Raw genomic sequence first — 13,598 nt, forward strand, 5'->3', positions numbered from 1 at the left:
ACTATACTACTCCTCACTCAATCCGCCAAAGCGTCTTTGACGTGACTGATAAATTTTAATACATTTAATTAATTCATCTTCGTCAAAGTCAGGCCATAATTTTTGATTAAAGATAAATTCACTATACGAAACTTGCCAAATCAAGAAATTACTTATTCTTTGTTCTCCTGAAGTACGAATTAACAACTCTGGATCAGGATAGTCTTTTGTCATTAAATGATTGTTTATATATGTTTCATCTATGATATCACTATTCAAACCTTGTTGATGAAGCTCGTCAAACATATTTTTAATACTATGAACAAGTTCTGCTCTGCCACCATAATTAATTGCAAATATTAATTTTAAGCCGGTATTATTAGCTGTTTTTTCTTTAGCATTATTTATTGCTTCTATCGTTGATTTTGGCAACTTATCAGTAAATCCAATTGTTTCAACTTTGACATTTTTTTCAATTAGTTCCGGTAAAAATGTCTTTAAGAAATTGACAGGCAAATTCATAATATAATTTACTTCACTTTCAGGTCTTGACCAATTTTCAGTGGAAAAGGCATATAAAGTTAAGTACTTAACACCAATATCACTAGCTACCCTAGTAATTTTTTTTATTGTTTGCATACCTTCGTAATGACCTTTAATTCTAGGCATTTTTCGTTTCTTAGCCCATCGCCCATTACCATCCATAATAATAGCGATATGTTCAGGTATATTAGACGAGTCTAATTCTTCATTATAATTATTTATAGTGTTCTTTTTATTTATTAGCTTTTTAAACATGGTCTTTCCTCCGAGCCTGATCATCTCTGTCATATAGTATAAGTTACTAAACAATCATTATCATTTTATCATACTCATTTAATGCATTGAATAAGCAAATAAAAAAACTGTACCAAAGTCTGACTCGGTACAGTTTACACCAGAAATGTGACATACATACTGAGGTTAAAAATTACATAACTTTATTATAGCAATATACCTAATGCCTATTATTTATATAGTATATGTTTAATTAACTTGTTTAAACACCATTTTTATGCTCATTGTGAATTTAAATTATCACATGCATCTTTGATTTAATTAAACATGCCCATTTTAAATGTTACATTATCGTTTAATACTGGCATTTTAATATGTCATTGTATATTAGTTTTATACTGACATAATATCTTTTTCTTTATCAGCAATCATTTGATCAATTTCTTTTATTGAATTGTCTGTTGCTTTCTGAACATCTTCAGTACCACTTCTCAACTCATCTTCAGTAATGTCGCCATTTTTTTCATCTTTTTTCAACTGATCATTCATATCACGACGAATATTTCGAACAGATACTTTAGCTTCTTCACCAATTTTCTTAACATCTTTAACGCGCTCTTTTCTACGTTCTTCTGTTAAGGCAGGTACAGCAATACGTATCACTTCACCATCACTTGTTGGGTTGACACCTAAGTTAGCTGCTATTATCGCTTTTTCGATGTCAGCTACAGAAGTTTTGTCGTATGGAGAAATAACAAGTAAACGTGCTTCTGGAACATTGATGCTTGCTAATTGTTGTACAGGTGTTGGTGCACCATAGTAATCAACTGTTACGCCGTTTAATAAATTTGAATTAGCTCTTCCTGCACTGATGTTAGCTAATTCACGTGATAAGCTTTCGATTGATTTTTGCATTCTTGATTTAGTTTCATTAATAATGTCACTCATTATTTTACACCTCTAAATTTATTTTGTAATTAACGTACCTATCTTTTCACCCATAACAGCACGTTTAATATTTCCTTCTTCCATAATAGAGAAAACAGTTAACGGAATGTTATTATCCATACAGAATGAGGATGCTGTTGAATCCATTACTTGTAAACCTTCTTGAAGCATTTGAATATGCGTTAAATGTTCATATTTTACCGCATCTTTGTTTACTTTAGGATCTGCAGAATATACACCATCTACATTATTTTTGCCCATTAAAATAACATCTGCTTCAACTTCTGCAGCACGTAATGCCGCTGTAGTATCTGTAGAAAAGTATGGGTTTCCAATGCCTGCAGCAAAAATAACTACACGTTTCTTTTCTAAGTGTCTAATTGCACGACGACGAATATAAGGTTCAGCCACTTGCTTCATTTCAATAGATGTTAATACTCGTGTATCACAATCCAATTGTTCTAAACTATCTTGTAATGCTAAGGCATTCATTACAGTTGCAAGCATACCCATGTAATCAGCAGTTCCACGGTCCATACCTAAGTCACTACCTGTTTTACCTCTCCAAATGTTTCCGCCACCAACGATTACTGCGATTTCACAGTCCATTTTAGCAACTTCAGCCACTTGCTCAGCAACACTTTTAATAATTACTGGATTTATGCCAAATCCTTTTTCTCCAGCTAACGCTTCACCACTTAGTTTCAAAACTACACGTTTATATTTAGAAATTTGAGCCATTTTCTTATCCTCTCTATCGTGAATATATGTAACATATACAAGTAAAGAAGACACAGTTGTCGTTTTATTAGAATGATTTACATTTTAATAAAGCAACATTAAAGGTGTCTTCTTCCTTGTTTTACTTTATGACAGATTATTTCATTTGTCCTTTAACTTCATCCGCAAAGTTTTCTTCGCGTTTTTCCATACCTTCGCCTACTTCATAGCGTACGAAGTCAACAAGTTTTCCACCTTTTGTTTTTAAGAAAGCTTCAACTGTTACATCAGGGTTTTTAACGAAGTCTTGATCTACAGCACAAATTTCTTGTAAGTATTTACGTAAACGTCCTTCCACCATTTTTTCAACGATGTTTTCTGGTTTACCTTCATTTAATGCTTGTTGTTTTAAAACTTCTCTTTCGTGGTTGATTTCTTCTTCGCTAACTTGTTCAGAAGAAACATATTTAGGGTTGATTGCAGCGATATGCATAGCAACGTCTCTTGCTGCTTCTTCGTCAGTTGAACCTTCAACAACTGTTAATACACCAATGCGTCCACCCATGTGTAAGTAAGCGCCGAAAGCATCGTTATCAGTTTTAGTTCTGATAGCAAAACGACGAACACTTAATTTTTCACCGATTGTTAAAATTGCTTCTTTAATTCTTTCATCAACTGATTTACCATTTGGTAAAGTTGTTTCCATTAAAGCTTCAACAGTTTCAGCTTTTGTATCTAATACTTGATTAGCGATTTCCTTAACTAACTCTTGGAATCCTTCGTTACGAGCAACAAAGTCTGTTTCAGAGTTGATTTCTACGATAACTGCGTCGTTACCTTTAGTTTCTACATGTACTAAACCTTCAGCCGCAATACGGTCTGCTTTTTTAGCTGCTTTAGCAATACCTTTTTCACGTAGGTAGTCAATCGCTTTATCGATGTCACCATCAGTTTCAGTTAGCGCTTTTTTACAATCCATCATACCCGCGCCAGTTTTTTCACGTAATTCTTTAACAAGTTTTGCTGAAATAGTTGCCATTCATTATTCCTCCAATAAGTTATCATTTTATATATTATGATTTTAGCATTATTATAGACAAGATTGCCAATACTCTAATTGAATATTTGTAATTTGCCTCGATTTTCTTTTTAAAAAAGGTGATAAGCATTAATATCTTATCACCCATTTAAACTATATCTAAGTCAGATTCAACAGTTGATTATTCTTCAGTTGCTTCTGTTTCTTCTGATTTTTCTTTTTCATCTAAATCGATGTTTTGTTCTGCAGCTACTTCTTCATTAGAAACGCCTTGTTGACCTTCTAAGATTGCATCTGCCATTTTAGCAGTTAATAATTTAACCGCACGGATAGCATCGTCGTTTGCTGGGATAACGTAGTCAATTTCGTCAGGATCACAGTTAGTGTCAACGATACCTACGATAGGAATATTTAATTTACGAGCTTCAGCAATTGCATTACGCTCTTTACGTGGGTCAACTACGAATAATGCTTGAGGCATTGATTTCATATCACGAATTCCGCCTAAGAATTTGATTAAACGGTCGTATTCTTTTTTAAGTTCTACTACTTCTTTTTTAGGTAATACTTCGAATAAACCATCTTCTTCCATTTTTTCAATTTCAGAAATACGTTTGATTCGTTTTGAGATCGTTTTATAGTTAGTTAATAATCCACCTAACCATCTTTGGTTAATGTAGAATTGACCAGCACGTTCTGCTTCAGATTTAACTGATTCTTGTGCTTGTTTTTTAGTTCCTACGAATAAGACTTGTCCACCATCTTCTGAAACTTGTTTCAAGAAGTTGTATGCCTCGTCTACTTTTTTCACTGTTTTTTGTAAGTCGATGATATAAATACCATTTCTCTCAGTGAAGATATATTTTTTCATTTTTGGGTTCCAACGACGTGTTTGGTGACCGAAGTGAACACCCGCTTCTAGTAATTGTTTCATTGAAATTACTGCCATTATAAATTCCTCCTATTGGTTAATTACCTCCATAGCAAACTATTGTAAAGACAATATACAAATATTGCACCCTTTACACAATCACGTTTGATATGTGTGTATTGGCTTTATAGCCGAAAATAAATATAACATAATGCCGTGTCTAAAGCAAATGTTTTTCAAGCATTTTTTCATAAATTTAAAGGTAATTCTATCATGTTAATGTGGAATATCAATTTGATTGAAAATTAGACAAAAATAAAGAAATGACTTCAACATAATCATCAAAGTCATTTCGTTGACTACTGCCAAGATAACATCGTCACGACTAGGACATTGAATTATGTCCCAGACTCATCGACTTACTTACTTTTTTCTAATTCATCTAAGAATTTTTCTTTTTTAACTTTAATGAAAGTACCTTTCATTCCTAAAGAACGTGATTCAATTACACCAGCACTTTCTAATTTACGTAGTGCATTTACAATTACAGATCTAGTAATACCAACTCTATCTGCAACTTTTGATGCGATTAATAGGCCTTCTGTACCGCCAAGTTCTTCAAAGATATGTTCAATTGCTTCTTTTTCAGAATAAGATAATGAATTAATTGCCATTGTAATAGCAGCTTTATCGCGCGCTTCTTTTTCTACTTCACTATGCTTCTCACGTAAGATTTCCATACCAATAACTGTAGCAGCATATTCACCTAGTACCAAATCATTTTCATTAAAATCATCATGTACTCGACCAAGTACTAATGTACCTAATCTTTCTCCTCCACCTAAAATTGGGAAGATAGTTGTACGACTATCTATGAATAATTCTCTGTTTTCAGGTGGGAAAACTGTTAATACATTGTCGATATCAATATTTGATTCTGTTTGTTTAACTTCCATTAATCGTTCTGTATATTCACTTGGAATATGTCTTTCTTCCAACATTTGAATAATTCTTTGACTTTTTAATAATTCATTTAGACTCGACCCTAAAATTTTACCTCGACGCGATACAATAAATACATTTGTTACAGTTACGCTACTAATCGTTTGTGCTACATCTTTAAAATCAACCGCAATACCTTTGTGTTTTTGAAGTAACGTGTTTAACTCTCTCGTTTTAGATAATAAGCTCATGAATTTTTCTCCTTTTGTATATTTTTATAGAATAAATGCACTTAAATCTTTATTTGTTGAAATTGATTTTAATTTATCATCAACATATTGTGGGGTAATATCTACAACTGCATTCGGCATACTTGGTGCTTCGAATGATAAATCTTCTAACATCTTTTCTAAAATTGTATGAAGTCGACGTGCACCAATGTTGTCTGTATCTTGATTTACTTGATAAGCAATCTCAGCTAAGCGAGTAATTGCTTCATCGGTAAAGTTTACAGTAACTTCTTCTGTTTGAAGCAATGCTTCATATTGTTTAATTAATGACAATTTTGGTTCTGTCAAAATTCTTACAAAATCTTCTACCGATAAACTATCAAGTTCAACTCTAATCGGAAAACGACCTTGCAATTCTGGTATCAAGTCACTCGGCTTAGATACATGGAAAGCTCCAGCACCTATAAACAGCATATGTTCAGTATTCACAGTACCATATTTGGTTTGAATAACGCTACCTTCAAGTATAGGTAAAATATCTCTTTGAACACCTTGTCTTGAGACATCTTGACCACTATTATGATTATTCGTCGCAACTTTGTCGATTTCATCTATAAAGATGATACCCATTTGTTCTGCTAATTCAAGTGCTTCTTGGTTAGCGCTTTCTTGATCAATTAGTTCATCCGCATAACTATCAGCTAAGATTTTCCTTGCCGTCTCAACAGCAACTTCTCGCTCAACTTTCTTTTTAGGCATTAATTGATTCATCATCTCTTGCATTTGCTGATTTTGATTTGTACCTAGCATACCTAAAGCACCAGGATCTTGTTCGACTTTAATTCTTACCTTTTCTTTTTCAAGTTTGCCTTCTTCTAATTGTCTCTTAATCTCAGAACGTTTTGTTTTAATTTCCTCAGTAGGTGGTTCTTCTTCATCTTCGTTATTTTGTCCGAAATTTGGAATTGCACCTCCGAAAAGTGACTCTAAAGGATTATTCGTTTGAGATGCTTTCTTTTTCATACTTGGAACTAATAACTTAACAAGTTTTTCATTGGCCTTAGCTGTTGCTTCATCTTGTACCAATGATTTTTTCTGCGCCTTGACTAATCTTACTGAAACATCAACAAGATCTCTAACCATACTTTCAACATCTCGTCCTACATAACCTACCTCAGTAAATTTAGTAGCTTCTACTTTTATAAATGGTGCGCCGACAACCTTGGCCATTCTTCTTGCAATTTCAGTTTTACCAACGCCGGTTGGACCAATCATCAAAATATTTTTAGGTGAAATTTCTTGCTTTGATTCCTCATCTAATAAACTTCTTCTGTATCGATTACGTAGGGCAATTGCCACTTTACGTTTAGCATCATTTTGTCCAACGATGTATTCATTTAATTTAGATACGATTTCTTTTGGAGTTAATCTTATTCCAGCTGTATCCATTAATTTCATTCCTCCGTCTTTTAACTAAAATTAATTGCTCGTAATTATTTATCGTGCTCTGATTATTATAGTGTTTCGACAACAATATTATCGTTGGTAAAGACACAAATATCAGCCGCTACTTTCAAGCTCTCATATGCCATTTCTTCAGCAGACAAATGCGATGCATGGCGCTTCAATGCACGTCCTGCGCTTAATGCGTAGTTGCCTCCTGATCCAATAGCGATAAGGTCATCATCTGGGGCAATAACTTCGCCAGTTCCACTGACAACTAAAATAGCATCTTTATCCATTACAATTAGCATAGCTTCTAATTGACGTAATTGTTTATCGCCTCGCCATTCTTGTGCCAATTCAACAGCAGCTCTTTCTAAGTTACCACTAAACTGTTGTAATTTTGTTTCGAATTTTTCAAATAACGTAAACGCATCTGCTACACTACCTGCGAAACCAGCTAACACTTTACCTTCATATAAACGTCGCACTTTTCTTGCCGTTTGTTTCATGATGACTTGTTGACCAAGCGTTACTTGCCCATCTCCAGCCATAGCTGCTTTCCCATTATGTATTACAGCATAAATTGTTGTTGCATGTAATGTTGTATTACTCATGTTTCATTCTCCTTTTTCGCTCGAGGATGTGCATTTAGATACACTTTTCTTAATTGTTGGTTAGATACGTGTGTATATTTACCAGTTGTTGACAAATTAACATGACCTAATAACGATTGTACTGTTCTTAGGTCTGCACCTTGATTCAATAAATGCGTTGCAAATGTATGTCTGAGCTTGTGGGGATGAATCTCACTTACGCCTGCTGTTCGTTTAACAATATCATTCAAAACATATCGTACACCGCGTTCAGTGATTGCTTCACCCTTCATATTTACAATAAGAAAATCATGATTGCATGACTGAATTGGTTTGAAATGTTCTAAATAATTTTCGATGCTTTGTCTACAATAAGCACCAAACGGTACAAAGCGCTCTTTGCTCCCTTTTCCTAATACGGTAACACCATTCGCGTAAAAATCTATATCTTGTTTTTTAATATTAACTAATTCCGAAACACGGATGCCTGTAGCATATAACAATTCAAGAATAACTCGATCCCGTAAACTTTTTGAAGTGTCCTCTTCTACAGTTTTAAATAACGCTTCCATTTCTTCTTCGTAAAAGAATTGCGGAAGATATTTTTCTTTTTTCGGATGTACTAATTGAACAAATGGATTAATAATGTTCTCATCAAGCGTCATCCAATATTCATAGAAAGTTCTTAACGTTGAGATTTTACGAGAAACAGATGTTCTTTTCAAATGATTTGAATATAAATAGCTCAAATAATTTCTAGCATCTCTGTATTCAAAAGTATTCAACTGTAAATGTTCTTGTTCTAAAAATTGATTAAACTGAATTAAGTCATCTTGATATGATTTCAATGTATGTTCCGAAAAATTCCGTTCAACTTTCAATGTATTTAAAAACGCTTCTTGAATATGATTCAATACATTTACCCTCCATCAATAAGAATTGTAGCATATACAGCAAAGGGCTTACAGTAATTTGATAATCAATTCTAAATCTTTTGAGAATTAAATAATTGTAACTAATCGGAAAACCTGTTAATTAGAATACCTCTTTTTTAAATTAATTACTAAAAGTCTTTATTAATAGCCTTGCCATTTATTATTTCATTGTCTTTTAAATAAAGTTTATTTAAAACATTCTCTTACATGTTACATCAATCAACTTATTGCGTGTTATTTATTTAGATATTTTTTTGAATACGAATTCTAAATTGTCAGAAATACGTAACAATTCCAAAATTAAAAAGACTAGGATAAGTATTTTCCATTTAGAAAGTCATTACTTACTCGTTGATGACTTAAGAATGAATAGCATATCTAGTCTTTCTAACTATTTTATAAAGTTTTTTTGAAATTTTCTAAGTAATCCAAAGCTCTATTAGCTTGTGCTTCATAGCGTTCTTTTTTATCTTTAATTCTAGTTTCTAAAGATGGTAATAACCCGAAGTTAGCATTCATAGGTTGGAAATTCTTATTGTTTTTAGCATGAGAAATATAGTAAGCCATACTTCCAATCATAGTTTCTCTCGGAAATACTACCTCACCTTTGCCTAATATTTTATGCGCAAGATTGATACCTGCAACTAAGCCGCTAGCTGCGCTTTCTACATAACCTTCAACACCAGTCATTTGTCCCGCAAACTGTATGTTTGGTTGTGAAATCAATTCATATTTCTCGTTTAATACGTCCGGTGAGTTAATGAAGGTATTTCTATGCATCACACCATATCTAACAATATCAACATTTTCTAAACCTGGAATTAATTTAATAACTTCTTTTTGAGCTCCCCATTTTAAATGCGTTTGGAAGCCAACAATATTGTAGAGTGTGCCAGCAGCGTCATCTTGTCTTAATTGAACCACTGCATAAGGACGTTTCCCCGTCTTTGGATCTTCTAATCCTACTGGTTTCATTGGTCCAAATAGTAATGTCTTGCGTCCGCGTTCTGCCATTACTTCAAAAGGCATACAACCCTCGAAATATTTTTCTTTTTCAAATGAATTTACAGGCGCAACTTCAGCTTCTAATACTGCATCATAAAAGCGATTAAATTCATCCTCAGTCATAGGACAGTTTAAATAGGCAGCTTCACCTTTATCATAACGGGACTTTAAGTAAACTTTATCCATATCAATTGATTCTTTTTCAATAATTGGAGCAGCTGCATCATAGAAATACAGTTGATCTTTACCAGTAATGTCCACTATTTCTTGCGCAAGGGTTTCTGTAGTAAGTGGTCCTGTTGCGATAATTGTGTATCCATCTGGAATGGCATTAATTTCTTCATTAATAACTGTGATATTTTCATGATTTTTGAGTGTTTCAGTAATATAACCTGAAAAATCGTGTCTATCAACTGCTAATGCACCACCAGCTGGAACTCGTGCCTTATCAGCCGCTTCAATAATTATAGAATTCAATCTTCTCATTTCTTCTTTTAAAACACCCACACCATTAGTTAGAGCATTTCCGCGTAATGAATTGGAACATACAAGTTCCGCAAATTTATCAGTATGGTGCGCTGGTGTTTGTTTAACAGGTCTCATCTCTATTAGATTAACTTTAATTCCTCTTTCAGCTAATTGATATGCCGCTTCTGAACCGGCAAGACCAGCACCTATTACATTTACAGTTTGAGTCATTTCTATACTCCTTTTATTGTCATTTATGTCTTTTAATTATGTTGTTATGTTTATATTATCCGCACTTATATAGATTAATCCATTACTATCTTTAAAATAAGATTCACTAATGATTCTATTTAACAATCTTAAAATGTCTCTAGGAAATAAAAATATTATTTCTGCGCTGCCTCTTTATAATCGCAATTTGAACATATTACTTGTGTTGTCTTGCCTTTTTTATTTTCAACAAGATATTGGTTACATTTTGGACAATCTCTTCCAATCGGCTTATCCCAAGAGATAAAGTCGCATTCAGGATATTTCGAACATCCATAAAAGACACGATTCTTTTTAGATTTTCTTTCTACGACGTCGCCATCATTACATTTTGGACATTTAACACCAATAGATTTAACTATCGCTTTTGTATTACGACAATCCGGGAAGTTTGAGCAAGCCATAAACTTACCATAGCGTCCCATTTTTATAACCATAGGAGAACCACAAACTTCACAGTCTTCACCGGCTGGCTCATCTTTGATTTCAATCTTTTCCATCTCTTCTTCAGCACGTTCAACATCTTGTTTAAAGCTACTAAAGAAACCGTCGATTACTTTTCTCCATGTAATGTCGCCTTCTGCAATCTTATCAAGTAACGTTTCCATATTCACTGTGAATTCCACATCAATAATCTCTGGGAAGTATTCTTTCACTTGTTCATGAACTATTTCTCCCAACTCAGTAGGAACAAAACGCTTACTTTCTAATTTGACATAGTTACGCTTTTGAATCGTATCTATTGTCGGTGCATAAGTTGATGGTCGCCCAATTTTCAATTCTTCTAGTGTTTTTACTAATCTCGCCTCAGTATATCTTGGAGGTGGTTGTGTATAGTGTTGAGCTGGTTCAATTTGAGTTGCTGTGACTTTATCACCTTGCTCTAATTTAGGCAGTTTATTTTCCTTTTCGCTATCACTATCATCTTTAGTTTCAACATAAAGTGTCATAAATCCTTTAAACTTGATTGTTTGACCATTCGCTCTAAATTTAATGTCACCTTGTGTTATATCTAATGAGACTGTATCAAGTATTGCTGGAGCCATTTGACTAGCAACAAATCGTTCCCAAATTAATTTGTATAATCGATATTGGTCTTTCGTCAAAAATGACTTCATATCTTCTGGCGTACGCATAGTACTTGAAGGTCTAATAGCCTCATGGGCATCTTGGTCACCTTGTTTCCCTGATGCTTTACGTTTAGAAGTGTAAGATTCACCGTATTTATCAGTTATATACTGTTTTGCTTCAGCTTTGGCAGTATCTGAAATACGTGTAGAATCGGTTCTCATATATGTTATTAAACCAATCGTACCTTGTTTTTTCAAATCTATACCTTCATATAATTGTTGTGCGACCATCATTGTTTTTCTAGCTTTAAAGTTTAATTTACGTGCCGCCTCTTGTTGTAATGTAGAAGTTGTAAATGGGTTTGCTGGATTACGCGTTTTTTCTTTTTTAGTCACGTTTGTAATTTCGAATTGATCTCCATCTAATGCAGCTGTAATTTTCTCAACATCTTTTTTCGTTTTTAGTTTAAAAGGTTTATTTTTATAATGAAGGAATTTAGCATTGAATTTTGATTTTTTGTATCTAAATTCTCCTTCAATAGTCCAATATTCTTCTGGTTTAAAGTTTCGAATTTCATTTTCACGGTCAATGACTAAACGAAGTGCAACAGATTGAACTCGACCCGCTGACAACCCTTTTTTTACTTTTTTCCAAAGAACTGGCGAGATGTTATAGCCAACTAATCTATCTAATATTCGACGCGCTTGTTGTGCATCGACTAAGTTCATTTCAATTTCTCTAGGATTTTTAAAACTTTCTTTAACAGCGTCTTTAGTTATTTCGTTGAAAACAACGCGATTTTCTTTAGAATCTTCAAGCTCTAAAATTTTTGATAAATGCCAAGCAATTGCTTCACCTTCACGGTCGGGGTCACTTGCGAGAAAGACGTTTTTCGCTTTTTTTGCATGTTTTTTCAATTCTTTTACAACAGGACCTTTTCCGCGTATTGTTATATATTTTGGTTCGTAATTATCTTCAGTGTCGACACCCATTTGACTTCTTGGTAAGTCTCTGACGTGTCCCATTGAAGCTATAACTTTATATTTCTTACCTAAATACTTTTCAATGGTTTTTGCTTTTGCAGGCGATTCAACAATGACTAAATTATCTGCCAATGTCATTTCCCCCTCGCTAATCTAATTACTAAAGATAAATGATAAACGCTTAATTTTGCTTTTGTCAACGTTTTATATCTAAACAAATGATTTTCACTGTCTATTTTTTATAGATTTTATTAAAAAATAAATTACAAAGGGTAACAAAAGAAATATGAAGCAACTCGTTATTTTAGTTTTAAATATAGTAGTCTTCAAATATATCATTAGCGTTTAATACTACCTTAGCTCCTTCTTGGATACGTAATAAATTACCTTTTGTCATAGGATTAAACATAGATCCAGGTAAAACATAAACATTTCTATTTTGCTCTAATGCAAAATCTATCGTGATGTGACTGCCACTTTGTTCCTTAGCCTCAGTAATTAAAACCCCTTTTGACAAACCGCTGATAATTCTATTGCGCTCAGGAAATCTATATTTAGCAATTGGTGTATGTGGTGGATATTCGGATATAACTAAACCTTTTTCTTCTATTTTATTTCTTAATGCTAATGTACTTTTGGGATAATGTATTTGATGGCCAAAGGCTAAAACTGCTATTGTAGGGAGATTGTATTTTAAAGCTATTTGATGTGCCATTGCATCAGCTCCTTGAGCAAGGCCGGAAACAATTGTTAAATATTTGCTTTTATCATTTGATAATAAAAATTCTAAAGACTGTTGGGTATAACTTGTAGAATCTCTTGCACCTACTACTGCCAAATGATGCATATTATTTATTAAATTTATGTTCCCTTTATAGAAAAGAAGTAATGGAAATTGATATATTTCTTTTAATAGCACTGGGTATTCAGTATCCATATATGTAATGTAACTTACTTTTAATTTCTGCAGTTCTTTAATAATATCGTTATGATCAAGTTTTATAAAAGCATAGTATTTACGTAATAAATGAACATTTTCTTCCCTATTCACCCATTCACATAAATAACTATCTTTTTTTCTGCCCCCCTCTTTAATTACATTAGGATATGCCATTAAAAATTGATGAATTTGTTTAGTCGAAAAGTGTGCCCAGTATAACTTAAGCAAAAATAGTCTAATCAATAAATCAACTCCTTTTTTTAATCATACAAAATCATATTCTATTTTTGTTTTACATTTCTAATACAAAAACATTGTCGATGTAATGTTAATTTAAGGAGTAAAATACCGACTTAAAAAGTGAAAAGTATGTTGGAAAGA

At 33.1% G+C, this 13,598-nt stretch carries 14 protein-coding genes; all 14 read right to left on the reverse strand.

Going from position 1 to position 13,598, the window contains the following annotated elements:
* Positions 1-6: 6 nt before the first annotated feature.
* The 14 genes from ACXQH5_RS01760 to dprA all read right to left on the reverse strand — a co-directional run bounded on the left by ACXQH5_RS01760 (position 7) and on the right by dprA (position 13,460).
* Positions 7-777, reverse strand: coding sequence for an isoprenyl transferase (locus ACXQH5_RS01760; RefSeq protein ID WP_000473705.1), 771 nt, complete (start codon positions 775-777; stop codon positions 7-9).
* Positions 778-1,149: 372 nt separating this feature from the next.
* Positions 1,150-1,704, reverse strand: a complete 555-nt coding sequence (frr, locus tag ACXQH5_RS01765; protein WP_001280006.1) for a ribosome recycling factor — start codon at positions 1,702-1,704, stop codon at positions 1,150-1,152.
* Positions 1,705-1,722: 18 nt separating this feature from the next.
* Complete coding sequence (pyrH, locus tag ACXQH5_RS01770; RefSeq protein WP_000057330.1) at positions 1,723-2,445, reverse strand: UMP kinase; 723 nt, start codon at positions 2,443-2,445, stop codon at positions 1,723-1,725.
* Between the two features lie 136 nt (positions 2,446-2,581).
* Positions 2,582-3,463, reverse strand: a complete 882-nt coding sequence (tsf, locus tag ACXQH5_RS01775; protein WP_000201386.1) for a translation elongation factor Ts — start codon at positions 3,461-3,463, stop codon at positions 2,582-2,584.
* A gap of 34 nt (positions 3,464-3,497) precedes the next feature.
* Complete coding sequence (locus ACXQH5_RS01780; protein ID WP_031845108.1) at positions 3,498-3,611, reverse strand: hypothetical protein; 114 nt, start codon at positions 3,609-3,611, stop codon at positions 3,498-3,500.
* A gap of 33 nt (positions 3,612-3,644) precedes the next feature.
* A complete protein-coding gene (rpsB, locus tag ACXQH5_RS01785) occupies positions 3,645-4,412 on the reverse strand; it encodes a 30S ribosomal protein S2 (protein ID WP_000268484.1) in 768 nt (255 codons plus the stop codon).
* A 198-nt stretch (positions 4,413-4,610) separates the two neighbouring features.
* Positions 4,611-4,703 carry a hypothetical protein gene (locus ACXQH5_RS01790; RefSeq protein WP_031788481.1) on the reverse strand — a complete coding sequence of 31 codons (93 nt, stop codon included), beginning with the start codon at positions 4,701-4,703 and terminating at the stop codon, positions 4,611-4,613.
* Positions 4,704-4,753: 50 nt separating this feature from the next.
* Positions 4,754-5,527: a GTP-sensing pleiotropic transcriptional regulator CodY gene (gene codY / locus ACXQH5_RS01795; RefSeq protein ID WP_000055337.1), complete on the reverse strand. Its 774-nt coding sequence runs from the start codon at positions 5,525-5,527 to the stop codon at positions 4,754-4,756.
* Positions 5,528-5,551: 24 nt separating this feature from the next.
* Positions 5,552-6,955, reverse strand: a complete 1,404-nt coding sequence (gene hslU / locus ACXQH5_RS01800; RefSeq protein ID WP_000379054.1) for an ATP-dependent protease ATPase subunit HslU — start codon at positions 6,953-6,955, stop codon at positions 5,552-5,554.
* Between the two features lie 65 nt (positions 6,956-7,020).
* The gene (hslV, locus tag ACXQH5_RS01805; protein ID WP_458066453.1) at positions 7,021-7,566 is read right to left on the reverse strand and encodes an ATP-dependent protease subunit HslV; all 546 of its coding nucleotides are present in this window, start codon (positions 7,564-7,566) and stop codon (positions 7,021-7,023) included.
* On the reverse strand, positions 7,563-8,459 hold the full coding sequence (gene xerC, locus ACXQH5_RS01810) for a tyrosine recombinase XerC (protein WP_001015609.1): 897 nt from the start codon (positions 8,457-8,459) through the stop codon (positions 7,563-7,565). Before xerC ends, hslV begins: the two co-directional genes overlap by 4 nt.
* A gap of 417 nt (positions 8,460-8,876) precedes the next feature.
* The gene (trmFO, locus tag ACXQH5_RS01815; protein ID WP_000195254.1) at positions 8,877-10,184 is read right to left on the reverse strand and encodes a methylenetetrahydrofolate--tRNA-(uracil(54)-C(5))-methyltransferase (FADH(2)-oxidizing) TrmFO; all 1,308 of its coding nucleotides are present in this window, start codon (positions 10,182-10,184) and stop codon (positions 8,877-8,879) included.
* 155 nt (positions 10,185-10,339) lie between these two features.
* On the reverse strand, positions 10,340-12,415 hold the full coding sequence (gene topA / locus ACXQH5_RS01820; RefSeq protein ID WP_001838647.1) for a type I DNA topoisomerase: 2,076 nt from the start codon (positions 12,413-12,415) through the stop codon (positions 10,340-10,342).
* A gap of 172 nt (positions 12,416-12,587) precedes the next feature.
* Positions 12,588-13,460: a DNA-processing protein DprA gene (gene dprA, locus ACXQH5_RS01825; RefSeq protein WP_000620183.1), complete on the reverse strand. Its 873-nt coding sequence runs from the start codon at positions 13,458-13,460 to the stop codon at positions 12,588-12,590.
* Positions 13,461-13,598: the final 138 nt, after the last annotated feature.

This window comes from Staphylococcus sp. SA22 (genome assembly GCF_054165785.1).